The organism is Rugamonas sp. FW305-51 (assembly GCF_058786935.1).
In genome coordinates this window covers 19,077-38,348 of record NZ_JBYSZG010000010.1, presented here as the reverse complement: position 1 = coordinate 38,348, position 19,272 = coordinate 19,077, and the positions used below count along the sequence as shown (strand labels likewise).

Below are 19,272 nucleotides of genomic sequence, written 5' to 3'. Positions count from 1 at the left end.
CTGGAGACACACTATGACCTTTCACCCGAACCGGCTGCTGCTGGCCCTGCTGGGCGCCACGCTGGCGGCCTGCGGCGGCGGCGGCCCGGACACGGCCAGCACGGCCGCGCCACGCATGCTGGCCAGCGTCACCACCTCCTGCCCCGACTGGGACAGCTCGGCCGTCTACACGCAGGGCAACTGCGTGACCTATCATGGCAAGACCTACACGGCAAAATGGTGGACGCAAGGGAACGTGCCGGGCACCGAGCAGTGGGGGCCGTGGCAGGAAAGCAGCGTGACGCCGACGCCGACGCCGACGCCTACGCCTACGCCTACGCCTACGCCTACGCCAACACCAACACCGACTCCGACACCAACGCCGACACCAACGCCTGTGCCCTGCCGCCCTGACGGCCTGAGCTCCCCCGTCACCAACGTCCCCTATTGCAAGGTGTACGACAGCAGCGGGCGCGAGCTCATCGCCCATGGTCTCAAGCGGCGCATCGTCGGCTACTTCGCCAGCTGGCGCACGGGGGTGGACGGCAGCCCCACCTACCTGGTCAACGACATCCCGTGGGACAAGATCACCCACCTCAACTACGCCTTCGGCACGGTCGACAAGAGCACCTTCAAGATCCAGCTGGGCAGCGGCGCCGGCAATCCGGACACGGGCCTGACCTGGCCCGCCATACCCGGCGCGGCCATGGATCCGTCGCTGCCGTACCAGGGCCATTTCAACCTGCTGGCCCAGTACAAGAAAAAGTATCCGGACGTGAAAATCATGCTGTCCGTGGGCGGCTGGGCCGGCAGCACCGGCTTCTACACGGCCACCACCAACGCCGACGGCACGCTGAACCAGAACGGCATCAACACCCTGGCCGATTCCATGGTGGCCGTGCTGCGCCAGTACAGCTTCTTCGACGGCATCGACATCGACTACGAGCATCCCACCACCAACAACGAAGCCGGCAACCCGCTCGACTTCCCTCTGTCCAAACCGCGCCTGGCAGGGCTGATGGCCAGCTACAACGTGCTGCTCAAGACGGTGCGCCAGAAGCTCGACACGGCCGCCGCGGCGGACCAGAAGTACTACCTGCTCACCATTGCCGGCTCCGCGTCCGGCTGGGTACTGCGGGGCGAGGAAAACCTGTCCGGCCTGAAATACCTGGACTATGCCAGCCTCATGTCCTACGACCTGCACGGCGCCTGGAACCAGTATGTCGGCCCCAACGCGCCCCTGTTCGATGACGGCAACGACGCCGAACTCAAAGCCGGCAACGCCTACCAGTACGCCAACATCGGCTACCTGAACGTGGACTGGGCCTACCGCTACTATCGCGGCGCGCTGCAGGCCGGCCGCATCAATATCGGCGTGCCCTACTACACGCGCGGCTGGAAGGACGTGACGGGTGGCAGCAACGGCCTGTGGGGCAGCACGGCCCAGGTCAGCTCCACCACCACCTGCGCCGGCGTGGCCACCTGCGGCACGGGCGCGGTCGGCATCGACAACGTCTGGTACGACCTGGACGCCAACGGCCAGCCCGTGCCCGGCGGCGGCAATCCCCTGTGGCACGCGCTCAACCTGCAGCAAGGCATCGTCCCCGACTACCTGGACGCCTACAAGGTCAGCGACAAGACCCTGACCGGCAGCTACGTGGCCAACTACAGTGCCACCATGGCCGCGCCGTGGCTGTGGAACGCCGCCAAGCGCGTGTTCATCTCGACCGAGACGGCGCAGTCGATCGCGGCCAAGGCCAAGTACGTGGTGGACAACAACATCGGCGGCATCATGATCTGGGAGCTGGCCGGCGACTATGCATGGAACGCCGGCAGGAACGGCGGCAAGGGCGAGTACTACATGGGCACCACGCTCACCACCGCCATCTACAACGCCTTCAGCACGGCCGGCGCCTACGGCAACCTGCGGGCCGAGAGCGCCATGCCAGCCAGCAGCGCCCGGGTCGCCATCACGCTGGGCAGCTGGAAACTGGGCGACGACAACTACCCGATCAACCCCGTGCTCACGGTGACCAACAACACGGCCACCACGATACCGGGCGGCTCGGTGGTGGAATTCGACTATCCCGTCTCGGCCCCGGCCGACATGAGCGACCAATCCGGCGTAGGGCTGAAAGTGACGAGGGCCGGCTACAGCGGGCCGAACAACATCGGCGGCTTCAAGGCCACGTTCAACCACGCGCAGTTCACGCTGCCGGCCTGGCAGGCGCTGGCGCCGGGCGCATCGCTGGCCGTCACTCTCAACTACCGGCTACCGATCTCGGGCCCGACGGCCTATGTCATCACCATCAACGGCGTGCGTTACGCGCTGGCCTGCGACTACCCGGAACTGCCCGTCGGCCTACCCTAAACCTGCCCGCCGGCAAAGCCGCGTCCTCCTGAAGCGGCCGCAAAAATAACCGGGGACCTAACAAAATGGGGACGTACCCCTTTTTCAAAATGGGGACGTACCCCATTTTTTGGATGGTGGATGGTTGCCGGCGCTGGCGGGCCGGGGACGGGAAAAAATACGGCACAGCCTGTATGATGGGCCATCCCCCAACCATTTCTTACCCATCATGAGCCGTTTCTGGAGTCCCGTCGTCCATAGCCTTACCCCTTACACGCCTGGCGAACAGGTCAAACTGCCTAACCTGGTCAAGCTCAATACCAACGAGAATCCCTACGGTCCGTCGCCCAAGGCTGTGGCGGCCATGCAACAGGCCGTGGGCGACCAGTTGCGCCTCTATCCCGATCCGAACGGTAATGCGCTCAAGGATGCCGTGGCCCAGTACTATGGCCTGGCGCGCAACCAGGTGTTCGTCGGCAACAGCTCGGACGAGGTGCTGGCCCATACCTTCCACGCCCTGCTCAAGCACGAACTGCCCCTGCTGTGCCCGGACATCAGCTACAGCTTCTACCCCACCTATTGCAGCCTGTACGGCATCGACTACCGCACCGTGCCCCTCAACGCGCGCTTTGAAATCGAGGTGGACGACTATACCCAGCCCGGCGGCGCCATCATCCTGGCCAATCCCAACGCGCCCACCGGCTGCGCCCTCAGCCTGGCCGAGATCGAACGCCTGCTGGCCGCCCACCGCGACCAGGTGGTGGTGATCGATGAAGCCTATGTCGACTTCGGCGCCGACAGCGCCATCGCCCTGCTGGACCGTTACGACAACCTGCTGGTGGTCCAGACGTTCTCCAAGTCGCGCTCGCTGGCCGGGCTGCGGGTCGGCTTCGCGGCCGGCCATCCGGACCTGATCGCCGGCCTGGAACGGGTCAAGAACAGCTTCAACTGCTATCCGCTGAGCCAGGTGGCCCTGGCCGGCGCCGTGGCCGCGCTGGAGGACCGGGCCTGGTTCGAGCAGACCCGCAACGCCATCATCGCCACCCGCACCACCCTGACGGCGCAGCTGGCCGCGCTCGGCTTTGACGTGCTGCCCTCGTCCAGCAACTTCGTGTTCGCCCGCCACCCGCGCCACGATGGCGCCCAGCTGGCCGCCGGCCTGCGCGAACAGGGCATCCTGGTGCGCCACTTCCGCCAGCCCCGCATCGACCAGTTCCTGCGCATTTCCATCGGCACCGACGACGAATGCGCGCGTCTGGTGGCGGCACTGACTGTGTTGACCGCCTCCGCTTGACTTTCACTGCGGCACTGCCGAGTATGTGACTATCTTCCGGAAAGGATGTTCCATGGGTGGCCGCCAAGTCCTGCTTGCCGCCGCGCTGGCGACGCTGGCCACGCTGGCGCCGTCGGCGCCCGGCTGCGCGCTGAGCGTGGCGATGGAGCAGTGGCCGCCCTACGTCTACCTGGATGCCAGGGATAAACCAGCCGGACTGGACCTGGAGCTGGCCCGCGCCATCCTGCAGGAAGCGGGCTGCAGCCTGCGCATCCTGCCGGAACTGCCCACCGTGCGCCGCCAGCGCCTGTTCGAGCTGGGCGACATCAGCCTGCTGCTGGCCGCCACCGACACGCCGGAGCGGCAGCGGCTGGCCCGTTTCAGCAGCCCCTACCGCTATGAATCGGTGGCCGTGTTCACCACGGCCGGCAAGCTGGCGCGCTACCGCAAGCTGGGCAGCATGAACGCCATCGCGCGCCAGCGCGTGGGCTTGCTGGCGCCCCGGGCCGGCTGGTACGGCCGGGCGTACGAACAGGCGCTGCCGGCCCTGACCGCCTCCGGCCAGCTCAGCACTTTCAATTCCGTCCAGCAGGGCATGCGCATGCTGGCCGCCGGGCGCGCCGACCTGATCCTCGGCGACACGGGCGCCCTGCACCACGAGGCCCGGCTGCAGGGCGTGACGCTGGCGCCGCTGCCGTTCACGGTGCTGCGCGCGCCCGTGCACCTGATGCTCAACCGGGCCCGCACCACGGCGGCCGAGCTCGACGCCATCAACGCCGCCATCGCCCGCCTGGAACAGCAAGGGACGCTGGCCGCCATCCGGGCCCGCTACGATACGCATTGAGGCCTGTCACAAAAATGGGGGCAATTGTCAAATTCAATTTTGCAACTGTTCTAGAAATACCACATTGACAATGAGAAATATGTAAATGATAACGAAATGGCGGTATGATCGGTGCCTCCAGACGGTCCCGGCCTTATCGCACCCTGCGCCCTGCGCGGCGGCGGGCAGCATGGGACGGTCATCGCACCTTTTTACGACTGAAAGTGCTTGCTATGCCTACCTTCCGTTCTGCCCTCGCCAGCCTGGCATTCATCCTGGCTGCGCCGGCCGCCCTGGCCAGCAATCTCGTCAACAATGGCGATTTCGAGAACGCCGACCACAGCATGTGGCTGCAAACGGGCGATACCTCGGCCCAGTATTTCAGCTTCGACTACAGCGGTTCGCCCCTGTCCAACCTGAACAACACGGTGTTTGCCGATGGCGCCTATCCTGGGCCGGGCTACCTGGGCCAGCTGATCGCCACCCAGGCCGGGGCCCGCTACACGCTGGAATTCGACTTGCAGCGCATCGACACCAGCAATGCCGGTCTGGGCGAGCCCATGAACAATGAAGTGCTGGTCACCTTCGGCGCCAACACGGTATTCCACCAAACCAACACCAGCGGCGACTGGACCCATTACACGGTCACCAACCTGACGGCGGCCGGCAGCCAGACCCTGCTGCAATTTGGCGACAGCAACCAGTACGATTACAACCAGCTCGACAACGTCTCGCTGGTCATGACGGCCGTGCCGGAACCGGCCACCGCCGCCATGCTGATGGCCGGCCTGGTACTGATGGCGCTGCGCCGCCACCGCCGTCCGCCACCGTTCTGAATCCGGTCCGGACGCGCGCCTGAACGCCGTCCTCCCTTTCCCCATCCAATCAACGGCCCGTGCCGCCGCCCGGCGGGCGCGGCGCCGGCATCCACGAGGAGCGAGCAATGTCGGAACCCTTTCTCGGCGAAATCAGAATGGCCAGCTTCGGCTTCGCCCCGCGCGGCTGGGCGCAGTGCAATGGCCAGCTGCTGGCCATCAACCAGAACCAAGCCTTGTTCAGCCTCTTAGGCACCAACTACGGCGGCGACGGCCGCACCACGTTCGCCCTGCCGGACCTGCGCGGCCGCATGCCCGTCCATGGCAACGCGCAGCTGCCCATCGGCACCCAGGGCGGCGCAGCCCAGCACACCGTGACCCTGAGCGAAATGCCGGCCCATAGCCACACCATGCTGGCATCGACGGCCGTCAGCCATGCGTCCGACCCCACGGGGCGCGTGCTGGGGTCGGTGGAAGCGGGCGCGCTCAACATCTACCACGCGGCCGACGGCACGGCCGCGCTGCACCCGAGCGCCTTGAGCCAGGCCGGCGGCAGCCAGCCCCACAGCAATATGCAACCGTACAGCACCACCAATTTCATCATAGCGCTGCAGGGTATCTTCCCCTCGCGTTATTGAGCGGCCCATCCCAGGAGAGTACTCATGGCTGAACCTTTTGTCGGAGAGATCCGCATGTTTGCCGGCAACTTCGCGCCCGCCGGCTGGGCTTTTTGCGACGGCACCATCATGTCCATCGCGGAAAACGACGTCCTGTTCGCGCTGATCGGCACTACCTATGGCGGCGACGGGGTCGCCACGTTCGCGTTGCCGGACCTGCGGGGCCGGGTGCCCATCCACCAGGGCAGCCAGGGCGGCAACACCTATCAGCTGGGCCAGCAGGGCGGCAGCGAGGCGGTGACGCTGCTGCCGGCCCAGGTGCCGGCCCACACCCACCTGGTGGGCGCCAGCGGCGCCGTGCCGCCCGCCACGGGCAGCGGCATCAGCGTGACGGGCGCCGTGCCCTATGTGCCGGCCTCGCCCGGTGCCAAGCCCAAGCTGTACGCGGCCCCCGGCACGCCGGCGCCCATGTACGCGGGCGCGGTGACGGCCAGCGGCGGCAGCCAGCCACACAACAACATGGCGCCCTTCTTGGGCATCCATTTCATCATTTCGCTGTTCGGTATTTTCCCGAGCCAAAGCTGAGGAGTTCGTCATGGCCGATCCATTCGTCGCCGAGATTCGCATGTTCGCTGGCAATTTCCCGCCCGTCGGCTGGGCCATGTGCAATGGCCAGCTGATGCCGATCGCACAGAACACGGCCCTGTTCTCGCTGCTGGGCACCACCTATGGCGGCGACGGCAGGAGCACCTTCGGCCTGCCCAACCTGCAACAGCGGGTGCCGCTGCACGCGGGCGCCGCTCCCGGCCTGAGCGAGCGCCTGCTGGGTGAATCCGGTGGCGAAGCGAGCCATACGCTGAGCGCGCAGGAGCTGCCAGCCCACAGCCATGCGCCGCAAGCGTCGGGCGCGCCGGCAGCCAGCGGCGCGGCCAACGGTGGCCTGCTGGCCAGGACCACCTGCCCCACGCCGCCCTACCACGACGCGACGGCCCTGCAGCCGATGGCGCCGGGCGTCATCAACAGCGCCGGCGGCAACGCGCCGCACAACAACATCCAACCTTACCTGACGCTCAATTTCATCATTGCGCTGCAGGGCATTTTCCCACCACGCAGCTAGGCCACCATGGACAACGACCACGTCATCACGCTGCGCCCGCCCGTCGAGGCCGACCAGCCTTTCCTGCTGGAGCTGTACGCCAGCACCCGCGCCGACCTGGCGCAGCTCGATTCGGAAACGACGCGCCAGCTGATCGTACGCATGCAGTTCGAAGCCCAGCAGAGCTGGTACCGGGCCCAGTATCCGCAGGCCGACGTCAGCCTGATCCTGGCCGACGACGTGCCCGTGGGCCGGCTGTACGTGGCCCGCAGCACGGAAGAAATCCGCCTGATCGACATCTGCCTGCTGCCGGCATTCCGCCGCCACGGCATCGGCGCCGCCCTGCTGCGCGAGCTGCAGGACGAAGGGGCCGAAGCGGCATTGCCCGTGCGCCTGCTGGTGGCGATGGACAATCCGGCCATCGCCCTGTACCAGCGGCTGGGCTTCATGCCGGTCGACCTGCGCGGCATGCACCGGGCCATGGAATGGCAGGCGGCGCAGCAGGAAGCCGCCGCCGCCGTGCAGCGCGCCACCACCTCCACTTCGTAAAGGACATCATTATGGAACGGCGTACCTTCATCCTGGCCACAGGCAGCCTGCTTGGCGCCGCCGGCAGCGGCCATGCGGCCCCGCTGGCCGCCTTCGCGGCGCCCGCGCTGGCCGCTGCCGCCCCTGTGCGCGCGGCCAGCTTCGCGGCCCTGGTGCACCAGTCATTCAACGTCTACGCCAGCCAGCGCGGCGTGACCATGGAACTGGCGGCGATGCAGCAGCAGCCCTCGGCCGCCGGCCACGAACAGTTCCGGCTGACCTTCAGCGGCGCCGGCGCCACGCTCCCCAGCGGCACCTACACGGTGGAACATGCCGCCATCGACCAGGTGCCCATGTACCTGGAAGCGGCGGGATCGGACGCGCAAGGCGCCCGCTACCGGGCCGACTTCAGCCTGCTGGTCTGAGCCACGCCGGGGGTGCGCCTCGGCCTGGATCCAGGACCGTGCCGAGCTGGCGGAGGCGGAGACAGGGCCGGGGTCAGAACTTGGCGTTGAGCCCCAGTTTGAAGGCGCGCGGCGAACCGGGCGTGATGTTGTCGTTGCTGTTGGCCGACACGTAATACTTCCGGTCGAACAGGTTCTCGACGTTGAGCTGCAGCTGCAGGTTGCGGTTGACGGTGTAGTACAGCGCGCCGTCGAAACGGGTAAAGCCGGCCAGCGTGACGTTGTTGGCGGTGGACGGGAAGATGCTGCTGCGGTACACGATGCCGAGCGCGGCGCCCAGCGCGTCGCTGAAGTCGTAGCGGTTCCACAGCGAGGCGCTGTGCTTGGGCACCTGGGCCAGCACGGCGCCCGCGAACGGCCCCGTCTTGGCCACGTCGGCCGTCAGTTTCGCGTCCTGGTAGGCATAGCCGCCCATCACGCTCCAGTTCTTCCAGATCGCGCCGCTCAGGCCCAGTTCCACGCCCTTGCTGCGCTGGCCGTCGGCCAGCACGGACTTGGTGGAATCGGCGGGATCGACCACCGCCACGTTCTTGCGGTCCAGCCGGTAGACGGCGGCCGTGAACGCCAGCTTGGGCAGCACGTCCCATTTCACGCCCAGCTCCAGGTTCTTGAATTGTTCCGGATCGAAGGCGGCGTTGGTGGGCGTGAGCGAGGACAGCTGGTCGCCCGCGCGCGGCAGGTAGGCCAGGCTGTAGCTGCCGTAGATCGACACCGCCTCCACCGGCTTGTACACCAGGCCCGCCCGTGGCGAGACGGGGGTGTCGGTCACGGTGATGGTGCTGTTGTTGCGGTGGTTGAGGAAGTCCACCTTGAAGCGGTCGTAGCGCAGGCCGGCGATGGCTTGCCACTGCGGCGACAGCTGGATCTGATCCTGCAGGTAGACGGAAGCGACGGTCGAGGTGCCGTGGTTGTCCGCATCCGTGGCGCCTTGCTTGAAGGTGACCGGCGCCGTCAGCAGCGGATTGGAGGTCGGGACGTTGATCGAGGTGGCCGTCGGACCCACGCTCAGGAAGTAGCCCGTGTTGCGGAAGTTGTCCGTCACCTGGCGGCCCAGTTCCAGGCCCGTGGCCAGCTTGTGCTGCACGGCGCCCGTCTGCACGTTGAAACTCAGGTCGGTCTGGTTGAACAGGTTGCTGCGCTCGGTGGCGTTGTTGTAGGCCTTGATCTCCACGCTGGTGCCGGCCGCGTTGACGGCGCCGGGGAAGGTGTTCTGGTAGAACTTGTCGTAGTTGGCGTAGCGGGTGCGGTTGCGCAGCATGGCGCCCTGGCCCAGGTCATGCTCGATGGTGGCCGTGACGGCGTCCATGGCCACCTTGGCGCGGTTCAGGCGCGCGTTGCCGAAGAAGGTGGACGGGTCGGTGTCGAACGCCCTGCCCTGGTAGGACGGGATGCCGCGGTCGGCCGTGCGGTCGTCCTCGAAGTGTTCATAACCGAGCACCACATTGGTGTTGGCGCCGGCGCGGATGCCCAGCGTGGGGTTGATGCCGGAACGCTTGACGGTCACGCCGTTGCGGTAGCTGTCCGAATTCTCGACCATGCCGTTCACGCGCAGCGCCACGCTGTCATTGACGATCCGGCCCACGTCGGCCGTCGCGCGGCGGTTGCCCCAGGAGCCCAGCGTGAGCGACGCTTCGCCGATATTGTTCCACTCGGGCTGCTTGCTGACGCGGTTGATCACGCCGCCGGAACCGCCACGGCCGAAGATCATCGCGTTCGAACCCTTGAGCGCTTCCACGCTGTCGATGTTGTAGAAGTCGCGGTAGTACTGCACGTCGTCGCGCATGCCGTCGATGAAGAAGTCGCCCGTCGAGCTGTTGCCGCGGAAGACGGCCGTGTCGCGGTTGCCCTCGCCCTGGGCCGTCACCACGCCCGGCACGTAGCGGATCACGTCGGCCATGGACTGCATGGCCTGGTCGCGCATCAGTTCCTTGGTCACCACCGTGATGGCCTGGGGCGTGTCGCGCAGCGCCGTGTCGGTCTTGGTGGCCGTGCTGCTGCGGCTGGCGCCGTAGCCCGATTCCGCCGTGCCCGTGATCGTCACCTGCTGCATGGGCATCTCGTCGTCCGCCCGGGCCGGTGCGTGCGCCAGCAGGACCGAGGCGCACGCCGCCCCGGCGGCCAGCCGGACGGCATGGGCGATGGTGGACAGGCGGGGCTGGACGGCGGGAACGGCGGGGACGGCGGCTGCGTGGCGGAACATGGTCTTTTCCTTAATGCAAATGAGAATGACTCGCATTATCAATCAAAACTGAACAACTGGCAACCTCTATGGCTAGCTGGCACCCATGTGAAATCAAACCGGAGAAGCAAATCGGGCGCGGCGCACCCCGGGCAATGGCGCAAATAGTGACCGTCCTCTAGCACGTCGGCGATATCATGGCGTGCGCAACGCGGGCCTGGACGACGCGGCACCACGACTAACGAACTTGGGCAAAAAAATATGCCGGACTTATTGATGAAGTTGCACCGCAATCCCCTCAGCTCGCGCCTCGTCAAGGCGCTCGGCGTGCCCAACCCCGTCGTGCTGGCGCGCGCCGACGGCGGCTATGTGGCGCGGCCGTTTGACGGCCAGTGCGCGCTGCTGTGCTGGAGCGCCGGCGGCTACGCGGCCGACACCCTGCGGCGCGGCTTGGCCGAGGCCGGGGCCGGCGTGGTGGAACAGCTGCCGCCCGACGCGGCGCTGCGCCCCGCACTGGTGGCGATGGATGCCACGGGCTGCGTCACGCCCGCCGATGCCCGCGCGCTGTACGATGCGTTCCACCCCATCCTGCGGCGCATCGCCCGCAACGGCCGGGTACTGCTGGTGGCGGCCAACCCGGCCGGATGCGCCACGCCGGCGGCGGCGGCCGTCAGCCGCGGCATGGAAGGCTTTGTCCGCAGCCTGGCCAAGGAGCTGGGGCCGAAAGGCATCACCGTCAACCTGCTGTACGTCGCGCGCGACGCGCTGGACCGGCTGGACGGACCGCTGCGCTTCTTCTGCGGCGTACCGTCGACCTATGTGACGGGCCAGGTGCTGCAGGTAACGGCACAGGTCACGGCGCCAGCGGCCGCCCCGCCCAGCAAGGCGCTGGCCGGCAAGGTGGCGCTGGTCACTGGCGCGGCGCGCGGCATCGGCCGGGCGACGGCCGAACGGCTGGCGCAGGAAGGCGCCACCGTGGTGGCGCTGGACGTGCCGGGCGCGGCGCAGGAACTGCAGCGCGTGTGCGCGCAGTTCGACGGCGTGCCGCTGGCGATGGATATCGCGGCGGCGACCGCGCCGGTGGCGTTGGCCGGCTTCCTGGCCGAACGCTACGGCGGCGTCGACATCGTGGTCCATAACGCCGGCATCACGCGCGACAAGACCCTGGCCAACATGCAGCAACAGCAGTGGGACATGGTCATGCAGATCAACCTGGCGGCCGTGATGGCCATCGACGCGCAGCTGCTGGCGGCGGGCATCATCAGGCAGGACGGACGCATCGTCTGCCTGTCGTCCGTCAGCGGCGTGGCCGGCAATTTCGGGCAGACCAACTACGCCACCAGCAAGGCCGCGCTGATGGGCTACGTGGCCGCGCAGGCGCCGCTGCTGGCGCCGCGCGGCATCTGCATCAACGCGGTGGCGCCCGGCTTCATCCAGACCGCCATGACCGGCCAGATGCCGTTCCTGACGCGCGAGATCGGACGGCGCCTCAACTCGCTGAAGCAGGCCGGCCTGCCGCGCGACGTGGCCGAGCTGATCACCTTCCTCAGCACGCCGGCCGCCAGCGGCATCAGCGGCAATACGGTGCGAGTGTGCGGGCAGGGGCTGATCGGGGCTTGAGCGGCAGGCCCAGAGTCCCGGCCTATTCAGCCTCCAGGGCAAGACGGGACACGGTTGCGGGCGCGATGATGCGATGGGCCGGTGTGACGAAGAACATATACAGCCGCCCCAGGGCATTATGGACATGGACCACGGTGGAAACGGAGACCGTGGTGCCAGCCGGCGTATGCTGTTTGGCGACCGAGATCTTCACGTCCAGATGCTTGTCCGTTTCGCCGAGGATGACTTCATGCTCGTGCAGTTCCAATAGCCTGAAGATGCCGGCCCGGTCGCCGATGCGGTAGGCCTGCGCGGGCTTGCCGGGCGCGATCCCGCTCAAGGCACCCATGTTCTTGAGCCCGAGCCGGGCCACGATCGCGTTGCGCACATTCATCAGGAAATCGATCCAGCGCGGCGTGCGCGCGACGACGCGCAAATAGGTGTCCAACGGGCTGCTGTCGTCGGGCGGCAAGGCGATGCTGTAGCAATCGTAAAAGTAGGCGCTGCCCAGGCTGGGGCGCAGCGCGCTGAATGGGGGAACTTCGGATGCTCGTGCCTTCATCATGATGCAGACCTTAATCCAGGGGGGAACTCTTTTGTGTTACTTCGAACGCCAGGATTGACTACGCGGCATAGTTCAAGTCACCCTTTCGGCGCTGGCGATCAGCCCGCGCAAAAATACCAGAATCAACCGCCCTGACGGATCGGGCCTGGTCCCCGCGTTTTGCAGCGCCAAGCCATGAGTCAGCGCCATAAAAGCCGCCGCCAGCTCCTCCGGTTCGGCCTGCGGCGTGCGTCCGAGTGTAGCAAACAACTTGCCGAGCACGCGGCCGAGCCCTGTCCGATGCGCATCCCAAACAGCCTGGTACTTGCTGGCGAACGTCGGGCTGCGCTTGGCGTGCAGTTGAAGCTCAATCGACAGCATGCTCCAGCCTGCATCGTGGTTGAGGGTGGCGGCCCAAGACTCCAGCTCCCCAAATATCTGTTCAGCCGTGCGTCCGTCGCTGTCCATCACCTTGTAAAGTTGCGCAGCTTCCGCCTCCATATGCCCCCGCAGCAACTCCAACAGAACCTCCTCCTTGCTGGCAAAGTTCGAATAGAAAGCCCCCTGCGAGTAACCGGCTCGATCTGCGATATCGCGGATGGACGTCCCCCCATAGCCGTTTGTAACGAACAGCTGCTGCGCGGTTTCGATCAAACGCGCGCGGGTCTGTGCCTGGCTTTCCTCGCGGCTCAGCCGCTTTCTTGGTATGGATGCACTCATACCCGCAAAGATAGCACATGAACCTCCGATAGGACGATTCAGATTTCACTTGGCATCCGGATACTATCTCGTTACAATAAATTTCACTCGAACTTTGAAATTCAATTGATATGCAAAATACTATCCAACTGAAATCTGCGTTTGTTACCGGTGCGACTGGCCTGCTCGGCAACAACCTCGTACGAGAACTCATCGGCCGCGGCTACGCCGTCAAGGCGCTGGTCCGTTCATGGGCCAAGGGACAGCAACAATTCGCTGGATTGGCGGGCGTCGAGCTTGTGCTGGGTGACATGGCCGACGTGCCGGCCTTTGCCGGCAAGCTGCAAGGGTGCGATGTCGTGTTTCACACGGCGGCCTTCTTTCGGGACAACTACAAAGGCGGCAGCCACTGGCAGGAACTCAAGCGTATCAATGTGGATGGGACCGAGTTGCTCATCGAACAGGCCTACGGCGCTGGCATCCGGCGTTTTGTCCAAACCTCGTCCATTGGCGTGCTCAATGGCGAACCAGGCGTGCCGATCGACGAAACTTGCTTGCGCGAGCTGGGCGATGCCGATGATTATTACCGCAGCAAGATATTGGCCGATCAGGCAGTGCTGCGCTTTCTGGCGCGCCACCCGGACATGCATGCCAGCCTGGTTCTGCCCGGGTGGATGTGGGGACCGGCCGACATCGGCCCTACTTCCTCGGGGCAATTTGTCAACGATGTCGTGCGCGGAAAATTGCCGGGGCTGGTACCTGGCAGTTTTTCCGTGGTCGACGCGCGCGATGTGGCACAGGCACATATCGCGGCGGCGCTGCGCGGCAAACGCGGAGAGCGATACCTGGCGGCGGGCCGCCATATGACTATGCGACAACTGGTGCCATTGCTGGGCAAGATCGCGCACGTCAAAACGCCAACGCGCGAGTTGCCTTTATCGCTCTTATATACCTTGGCGGCGGTGCAGGAAATTTATGCGCGCATCAGCGGCCGGCCTATCCTGCTCAGCCTGGCCACTGTGCGGCTGATGGTCAAGGAAGCCGGGCGTACCCATTTCGACCACGCCAAGAGCGAGCGCGAACTCGCACTAAAGTTCAGGCCGTTTGAACAAACCGTAGCCGACACCCTCACCTGGTATCGCAACCAAGACTGGTTTTGATGCTCATGCGTCCCATCTCGATGCTATGCGTTCGCAGGTTCGCAATCTCATCTTTTATGAGACTTAACGGCAACATCCATGTCTCCGGCCTGGTCAGGCGAACCTGGAAAAGTCCGGCTTGCGCTTCTCGAAGAAGGCCGTGAATGCCTCCTTCGCTTCCGGCGCTTCCAGCATGGCGCCGAACAGCTTGTTCTCGGCCGCCATGGTTTGCGTGATGGCGGTATTGCGGCTGGCCTTCATCAGCTGCTTGGTGGCGCGCACGGAGCTGGCCGGCAGGGCCACCAGCTTGGCCGCTTGCGCGCGCGCGAACGCGGGCAGCTCGGCCACCGGCAGCACCTTCGACACCAGGCCCATCTCCAGCGCTTCCTGCGCCAGGAACGCTTCGCCCAGCATCAGCTTTTCCGCCGCACGGGGGTAGCCGGCCACTTGCGTCAGCAACAGGCTCGATGCGAATTCCGGGCACAGACCCAGCTGCGAGAATGGCATCGAGAACTTGGCGTTGTCGGCCGCGTACACCAGGTCGCAATGCATCAAGAGCGTGGTGCCGATGCCGACGGCGGCGCCGGCCACGGCCGCCACCACGGGCTTGGTGGCGCCGCTCAGGGCCAGCATGAAGCGGAACACGGCGCGCTCTTCCAGCGCCACGCCGTCGCTGCTGCGGGCGCTCTTGAGGAAGTCTTCCAGGTCGTTACCAGCCGTGAAAATCTCGGGCTTGCCGGTGATCAGGATGGCTCGTACGGCGGCGTCCTGCTCGCCGTCGTTGATGGCGTCGGCCATGCTCTGGTACATCGCGCTGGTGATCGCGTTCTTGCGCTCGGGGCGGTTGAATTCGATGGTCAGGATGCCGTCGGCCTTGCTGCTCACAATTTCCATGTCGTCTCCAGAATGAGGAAAGGGCGCCGGGGAAAATCCGCAGCGCCCTTGATGTTGCTATTTTATCGTGCCGCGTTTATACGCGCTCGAAGATACCTGCCGCGCCCATGCCGGCGCCGACGCACATGGTGACCATGCCGTACTTCAGGTTGTTGCGGCGCAGTGCGTGGATCACGGTAGCGGCGCGGATGGCACCGGTCGCGCCCAGTGGGTGGCCCAGGGCGATCGCGCCGCCCATCGGGTTGACCTTGGCCGTATCCAGGCCCAGGTCGCCGATCACGGCCAGCGCCTGCGCGGCGAAGGCTTCGTTCAGCTCGATCCAGTCCAGCTGGTCCTGGGTGATGCCGGCCAGGCGGCAGGCTTCAGGGATGGCGAACTTGGGACCGATGCCCATGATTTCCGGCGGCACGCCCTTGACGGCGAACGAGGAGAACTTGGCCAGCGGGGTCAGGTTGTGCTCGCGCAGGAACTTTTCCGACACGATCAGCAGCGCGCCGGCGCCGTCCGACATCTGCGAGCTGTTGGCGGCGGTGACGGAACCCTTGGCGGCGAACACCGGCTTCAGCTTGCCCAGCGACTCCACGGTGCAATCGGTGCGGGCGCCTTCGTCGGTGTCGACGGTGCGCTTCTTGATGGTGATTTCGCCCGTGGCCAGGTTAGGGGTGCGGGTGATGATCTCGACCGGGGTGGTCTCGTCCTTGAAGAAGCCGGCCTGCTGGGCGGCGATGGCGCGGCGGTGCGATTCGACCGAGAACGCGTCCTGCGCTTCGCGCGACACTTTCCATTGCTGGGCAACCTTCTCGGCCGTCAGGCCCATGCCGTAGGCCATGCCCACGTTTTCGTCGGTGAACATGTTCAGGTTCATCGATGGGTGGTGGCCCATCATCGGCACCATCGACATCGATTCCACGCCGCCGGCGATCATGGCGTCGGCCTGGCCCACGCGGATGCGGTCAGCGGCCATGGCGATGGCGGTGATGCCCGAGGCGCAGTAACGGTTGACGGTCACGCCGCCGATGGTCTTGGGCATGCCGGCCAGCAGCACGGACTGGCGGGCGATGTTGAAGCCCTGCTCCGCTTCCGGGAACGAGCAGCCGATGATGGCGTCGGTGATCAGTGCCGGATCCAGGCCAGGGGCCTGGGCCAGCGCGTTTTGCAGCACGCGCACCAGCAGGTCGTCCGGACGGGTCTTGTTGAACATGCCGCGCGGCGCCTTGCCGATCGGGGTGCGGGTAGCGGCGACGATGTATGCGTCTTGAAGTTGTTTGCTCATTTTATTCTTTCAAAAATTTTTGATCGAAGTTCTGTCGAAGTTCTGTCGAATCTGTTTCACCAGCCCGGGGCCGCCTTTATCAGGCGCGCTTCTCGGACAAATACCAGTCCACTTGTACCTGCGCGGCCAGCGTGCCGGCGGCGTCGAAAATGTCGACCTCCACCGGGAACGCCACCTTGCCGGCCGCTTTCAGCTCGGCCTTGAGCGCGGCCAGGTCGCCCGGCACCCGGCCTTCGGCGCGGGTGGCGCCCTTGGCTACCTTCTGGTACTGGATGCGCGACTCCTTGGCCACGGGGCGCAAGCCCACGATCAGGTCCGCGAAGCCGCCCGCCATGGCCGCGCCGGAAGCCGTTTCGGCCAGCGTGAACAGGGCCCCGGCGTGCTGCGTGCCCAGGTGGTTGTTGAGCTTCGGGTCTTCCGGCATCGACACCTTGGCGGTGCCGTTGCCGATTTCGTCGATCCGGATCCCCAGCAGCCGCACGAAAGGCAGGGTGTCCATCATTTGCTGCTTGATACGTTCATACACCATGCTAGGCCTCACGCGCAGTAACACTTTAAAAACCAGGGACAGGACCGACATGACCGCGATTAGTTGCGTACCGGCTTACCGGTCTGCATCATGCCCATGATCCGCTCTTGCGTCTTCGGATGGTTCAGCAGTTCCAGGAAGGCTTTACGCTCCATGTCCAGGAACCACTGCTCGCTGACGAACTGACCCTGGTCGATGTCGCCGCCCGACACGATCTCGGCGATCATCTCGCCCAGCTTGAAGTCGTGCGCGGAGATGAAGCCGCCGTCGCGCATGTTGACCAGTTGTGCCTTGATGGTGCCGTAGCCGTAGCGGCCCGTGACCTGGACCGGCGCCTGCAGCGGCGGACGGTAGCCCTTGTCGAACATGGCGCGCGCTTCCACCTTGGCCACGTGCAGCAGCTCATAGGCGTTGAACACGATCACGTCGTCTTCCTTCAGGTAGCCCATGGCCTGCGCTTCCAGTGCCGACTTCGACACGTTGGCGGTAGCGGCGTTGGTGAAACCGGCTTTCAGGAATTGCAGGATGTCGTTGCCCTTGGCTTCCTTGGCGGCGCGCACGGCCGCTTCTTTCAGGCCGCCGCCGGCAGGGATCAGGCCCACGCCCACTTCCACCAGGCCGATGTAGGACTCGATCGAGGCCACGCGCTTGGAGGCGTGCAGCGCCATTTCGCAGCCGCCGCCCAGGGCCAGGCCGGCCACGGCAGCCACCACGGGCACGTTTGAATACTTCATGGCCATGAAGGTGTCTTGCAGGTCGCGGATGATAGGGTCGACCGCTTTCGCGCCGCCCTGCATGAACGCAGGCAGTGCCGATTGCAGGTCGGCGCCGGCCGAGAAGGCGCCGCCTTCGGCTGCGTCGGCGCTCCAGATCACCAGGCCCTTGAAGTTCTTGGCCGCTTCTTCCAGCGCCATTTTCAGGCCCTTGATGACGCCATCGCCGATCACGTGCATCTTGGTCTTGAGCGAGATCACCAGCACTTCGTCGCCCGAGTGCCACAGGCGCACGGAGTCGTCTTCGAATACGGTGGTGCCGGCGGTCTTGCCGTCCACGGCGCCAGAACCGAATACCGGAGCGCGGAATTCCTGGCGCTGGTACACGGCCAGGTCCGAACGTGGCACGAACGATTTCGATACGGCCGACCACGAACCTTCAGGGGTGTGGACGCCGCCTTTTTCAGCGACCGGACCTTCGAATACCCAGGCTGGCAGCGGTGCGTTGCACAGCGCCTGGCCGGCGTCGATGTCTTCCTTGACCCAGGTGGCCACTTGCGACCAGCCGGCTGCCTGCCACGTTTCGAACGGGCCGACGTTCCAGCCGAAGCCCCAGCGCATGGCGAAGTCGATTTCGCGGGCGTTGTCGGCCACGGTGTCCAGATGGATGGCGATGTAGTGGAAGGCGTCGCGGAAGATCGCCCACAGGAACTGCGCCTGTGGATTGGTCGATTCGCGCAGGGCCTTCATCTTCTTGACCGGATCCTTTTCCTTCAGGATGCGGGCCACGATGTCGGCAGCCTTGGCGCCGCCCGTGACGTATTCACCGGTGGCGAAGTCCAGGCGCTGGATCTCCTTGCCCACTTTCTTGTAGAAGCCGGCGCCGCTCTTCTGGCCCAGCGCGCCCTTCTCGACCAGCTTGGCCAGCACGGCCGGGGTCTTGTAGACGGCGGCGAACGGATCGTTCGGCAGGTAGTCCTGCATGGTCTTGATGACATGGCCCATGGTGTCCAGGCCGACCACGTCCGCGGTGCGGAAGGTGCCCGACTTGGCGCGGCCCAGCTTGGCGCCGGTCAGGTCGTCGACCACGTCGCACGACAGGCCGAACTTCTCGGCTTCATGCACGATGGCCAGGATGCCGAACACGCCCACGCGGTTGGCGATGAAGTTAGGCGTATCTTTTGCGCGAACCACGCCCTTGCCCAGGGTGGTGGTCAGGAAGCCTTCCAGCTGGTCGGCGATTTCCGGCTTGGTGGACGCGGTCGGGATGATCTCGACCAGGTGCATGTAGCGCGGCGGGTTGAAGAAGTGCACGCCGCAGTAACGCGATTTCAGGTCGGCGTCGAAACCTTCGGACAGCTTGGTGATCGACAGGCCCGAGGTGTTCGAGGCGAAGATCGCGTTCGGAGCGATGTGCGGTGCGACCTTCTGGTACAGGTCGTGCTTCCAGTCCATGCGCTCGGCGATCGCTTCGATGATCAGGTCGCAGCCGGCCAGCAGGTCCAGGTTGTCTTCGTAGTTGGCCACCTGGATCAGCGCGGCGTGTTCCTTGTTGCCCAGCGGTGCAGGCGACAGCTTTTTCAGGTTCTCGATGGCGCGCAGCACGATGCCGTTCTTCGGACCTTCCTTGGCAGGCAGGTCGAACAGCACGACCGGCACTTTGGCATTGACGCAGTGGGCGGCGATTTGCGCACCCATCACGCCGGCGCCCAGGACGGCTACTTTTTTAACGATGAAATTGGTCATGTCGTATCCTTA

At 65.5% G+C, this 19,272-nt stretch carries 18 protein-coding genes; 11 read left to right on the top strand and 7 right to left on the bottom strand.

Translation table 11 applies throughout. The features are described 5' to 3' along the window. Positions 1 to 13 precede the first annotated feature (13 nt). From AC3WOS_RS09495 to AC3WOS_RS09455, 9 genes are all read left to right on the top strand, one after another. Positions 14 to 2,350: a glycosyl hydrolase family 18 protein gene (locus tag AC3WOS_RS09495; protein ID WP_492715673.1), complete on the top strand. Its 2,337-nt coding sequence runs from the start codon at positions 14 to 16 to the stop codon at positions 2,348 to 2,350. A gap of 208 nt (positions 2,351 to 2,558) precedes the next feature. After that, complete coding sequence (hisC, locus tag AC3WOS_RS09490) at positions 2,559 to 3,623, top strand: histidinol-phosphate transaminase (RefSeq protein WP_492715672.1); 1,065 nt, start codon at positions 2,559 to 2,561, stop codon at positions 3,621 to 3,623. 52 nt (positions 3,624 to 3,675) lie between these two features. Further along, positions 3,676 to 4,446 carry a substrate-binding periplasmic protein gene (locus tag AC3WOS_RS09485; RefSeq protein WP_492715671.1) on the top strand — a complete coding sequence of 257 codons (771 nt, stop codon included), beginning with the start codon at positions 3,676 to 3,678 and terminating at the stop codon, positions 4,444 to 4,446. Positions 4,447 to 4,658: 212 nt separating this feature from the next. Then, positions 4,659 to 5,261, top strand: a complete 603-nt coding sequence (locus AC3WOS_RS09480; protein WP_492715670.1) for a PEP-CTERM sorting domain-containing protein — start codon at positions 4,659 to 4,661, stop codon at positions 5,259 to 5,261. A gap of 107 nt (positions 5,262 to 5,368) precedes the next feature. Continuing rightward, positions 5,369 to 5,878, top strand: coding sequence for a phage tail protein (locus tag AC3WOS_RS09475; protein ID WP_492715669.1), 510 nt, complete (start codon positions 5,369 to 5,371; stop codon positions 5,876 to 5,878). Positions 5,879 to 5,902: 24 nt separating this feature from the next. Then, positions 5,903 to 6,442, top strand: a complete 540-nt coding sequence (locus AC3WOS_RS09470) for a phage tail protein (RefSeq protein WP_492715668.1) — start codon at positions 5,903 to 5,905, stop codon at positions 6,440 to 6,442. A gap of 10 nt (positions 6,443 to 6,452) precedes the next feature. After that, a complete protein-coding gene (locus tag AC3WOS_RS09465; RefSeq protein WP_492715667.1) occupies positions 6,453 to 6,974 on the top strand; it encodes a phage tail protein in 522 nt (173 codons plus the stop codon). 6 nt (positions 6,975 to 6,980) lie between these two features. Continuing rightward, positions 6,981 to 7,502 (top strand): GNAT family N-acetyltransferase, encoded by a 522-nt coding sequence (locus AC3WOS_RS09460; RefSeq protein WP_492715666.1) that lies wholly within the window; start codon positions 6,981 to 6,983, stop codon positions 7,500 to 7,502. A gap of 11 nt (positions 7,503 to 7,513) precedes the next feature. Then, entirely contained in the window at positions 7,514 to 7,906 is a 393-nt protein-coding gene (locus AC3WOS_RS09455; RefSeq protein WP_492715665.1) for a DUF6916 family protein, read from the top strand. A 73-nt stretch (positions 7,907 to 7,979) separates the two neighbouring features. On the opposite strand, the gene AC3WOS_RS09450 is transcribed toward AC3WOS_RS09455, so the two are convergent. Further along, on the bottom strand, positions 7,980 to 10,145 hold the full coding sequence (locus AC3WOS_RS09450; RefSeq protein ID WP_492715664.1) for a TonB-dependent receptor: 2,166 nt from the start codon (positions 10,143 to 10,145) through the stop codon (positions 7,980 to 7,982). A 240-nt stretch (positions 10,146 to 10,385) separates the two neighbouring features. Between AC3WOS_RS09450 and AC3WOS_RS09445 the strand changes: the two genes are divergently transcribed. Then, positions 10,386 to 11,744, top strand: a complete 1,359-nt coding sequence (locus AC3WOS_RS09445) for a 3-oxoacyl-ACP reductase (protein WP_492715663.1) — start codon at positions 10,386 to 10,388, stop codon at positions 11,742 to 11,744. Between the two features lie 22 nt (positions 11,745 to 11,766). Here the strand turns inward: AC3WOS_RS09445 and AC3WOS_RS09440 are convergent, their stop codons facing one another. Both AC3WOS_RS09440 and AC3WOS_RS09435 read right to left on the bottom strand, forming a co-directional pair. After that, positions 11,767 to 12,288, bottom strand: coding sequence for a DUF2867 domain-containing protein (locus AC3WOS_RS09440; RefSeq protein ID WP_492715662.1), 522 nt, complete (start codon positions 12,286 to 12,288; stop codon positions 11,767 to 11,769). A gap of 72 nt (positions 12,289 to 12,360) precedes the next feature. Then, on the bottom strand, positions 12,361 to 12,987 hold the full coding sequence (locus AC3WOS_RS09435) for a TetR/AcrR family transcriptional regulator (RefSeq protein WP_492715661.1): 627 nt from the start codon (positions 12,985 to 12,987) through the stop codon (positions 12,361 to 12,363). 110 nt (positions 12,988 to 13,097) lie between these two features. Here AC3WOS_RS09435 and AC3WOS_RS09430 point away from each other — a divergent pair, with 110 nt between their 5' ends. Continuing rightward, the gene (locus tag AC3WOS_RS09430) at positions 13,098 to 14,126 is read left to right on the top strand and encodes an SDR family oxidoreductase (protein WP_492715660.1); all 1,029 of its coding nucleotides are present in this window, start codon (positions 13,098 to 13,100) and stop codon (positions 14,124 to 14,126) included. 93 nt (positions 14,127 to 14,219) lie between these two features. Here AC3WOS_RS09430 and AC3WOS_RS09425 read toward each other — a convergent pair whose 3' ends face one another. The 4 genes from AC3WOS_RS09425 to AC3WOS_RS09410 all read right to left on the bottom strand — a co-directional run bounded on the left by AC3WOS_RS09425 (position 14,220) and on the right by AC3WOS_RS09410 (position 19,260). Further along, on the bottom strand, positions 14,220 to 14,999 hold the full coding sequence (locus AC3WOS_RS09425; RefSeq protein ID WP_492715659.1) for an enoyl-CoA hydratase: 780 nt from the start codon (positions 14,997 to 14,999) through the stop codon (positions 14,220 to 14,222). Between the two features lie 76 nt (positions 15,000 to 15,075). Beyond that, positions 15,076 to 16,272, bottom strand: a complete 1,197-nt coding sequence (locus AC3WOS_RS09420; protein ID WP_492715658.1) for an acetyl-CoA C-acyltransferase — start codon at positions 16,270 to 16,272, stop codon at positions 15,076 to 15,078. 79 nt (positions 16,273 to 16,351) lie between these two features. Continuing rightward, entirely contained in the window at positions 16,352 to 16,801 is a 450-nt protein-coding gene (locus AC3WOS_RS09415) for a PaaI family thioesterase (protein WP_492715657.1), read from the bottom strand. A gap of 59 nt (positions 16,802 to 16,860) precedes the next feature. Beyond that, positions 16,861 to 19,260: a 3-hydroxyacyl-CoA dehydrogenase/enoyl-CoA hydratase family protein gene (locus AC3WOS_RS09410; RefSeq protein ID WP_492715656.1), complete on the bottom strand. Its 2,400-nt coding sequence runs from the start codon at positions 19,258 to 19,260 to the stop codon at positions 16,861 to 16,863. Positions 19,261 to 19,272: the final 12 nt, after the last annotated feature.

Bases quoted from the DNA above. Each gene is read 5' to 3' on its own strand.
- AC3WOS_RS09470 (WP_492715668.1), top strand. From the start codon at position 5,903: ATGGCTGAACCTTTTGTCGGAGAGATCCGCATGTTTGCCGGCAACTTC.
- AC3WOS_RS09445 (WP_492715663.1), top strand. From the start codon at position 10,386: ATGCCGGACTTATTGATGAAGTTGCACCGCAATCCCCTCAGCTCGCGC.
- AC3WOS_RS09460 (WP_492715666.1), top strand. From the start codon at position 6,981: ATGGACAACGACCACGTCATCACGCTGCGCCCGCCCGTCGAGGCCGAC.
- AC3WOS_RS09435 (WP_492715661.1), bottom strand. From the start codon at position 12,987: ATGAGTGCATCCATACCAAGAAAGCGGCTGAGCCGCGAGGAAAGCCAG.
- AC3WOS_RS09425 (WP_492715659.1), bottom strand. From the start codon at position 14,999: ATGGAAATTGTGAGCAGCAAGGCCGACGGCATCCTGACCATCGAATTC.
- AC3WOS_RS09465 (WP_492715667.1), top strand. From the start codon at position 6,453: ATGGCCGATCCATTCGTCGCCGAGATTCGCATGTTCGCTGGCAATTTC.
- AC3WOS_RS09475 (WP_492715669.1), top strand. From the start codon at position 5,369: ATGTCGGAACCCTTTCTCGGCGAAATCAGAATGGCCAGCTTCGGCTTC.
- AC3WOS_RS09450 (WP_492715664.1), bottom strand. From the start codon at position 10,145: ATGTTCCGCCACGCAGCCGCCGTCCCCGCCGTTCCCGCCGTCCAGCCC.
- AC3WOS_RS09415 (WP_492715657.1), bottom strand. From the start codon at position 16,801: ATGGTGTATGAACGTATCAAGCAGCAAATGATGGACACCCTGCCTTTC.
- AC3WOS_RS09485 (WP_492715671.1), top strand. From the start codon at position 3,676: ATGGGTGGCCGCCAAGTCCTGCTTGCCGCCGCGCTGGCGACGCTGGCC.
- AC3WOS_RS09455 (WP_492715665.1), top strand. From the start codon at position 7,514: ATGGAACGGCGTACCTTCATCCTGGCCACAGGCAGCCTGCTTGGCGCC.
- AC3WOS_RS09410 (WP_492715656.1), bottom strand. From the start codon at position 19,260: ATGACCAATTTCATCGTTAAAAAAGTAGCCGTCCTGGGCGCCGGCGTG.
- AC3WOS_RS09420 (WP_492715658.1), bottom strand. From the start codon at position 16,272: ATGAGCAAACAACTTCAAGACGCATACATCGTCGCCGCTACCCGCACC.
- AC3WOS_RS09430 (WP_492715660.1), top strand. From the start codon at position 13,098: ATGCAAAATACTATCCAACTGAAATCTGCGTTTGTTACCGGTGCGACT.
- AC3WOS_RS09480 (WP_492715670.1), top strand. From the start codon at position 4,659: ATGCCTACCTTCCGTTCTGCCCTCGCCAGCCTGGCATTCATCCTGGCT.
- AC3WOS_RS09495 (WP_492715673.1), top strand. From the start codon at position 14: ATGACCTTTCACCCGAACCGGCTGCTGCTGGCCCTGCTGGGCGCCACG.
- hisC (WP_492715672.1), top strand. From the start codon at position 2,559: ATGAGCCGTTTCTGGAGTCCCGTCGTCCATAGCCTTACCCCTTACACG.
- AC3WOS_RS09440 (WP_492715662.1), bottom strand. From the start codon at position 12,288: ATGATGAAGGCACGAGCATCCGAAGTTCCCCCATTCAGCGCGCTGCGC.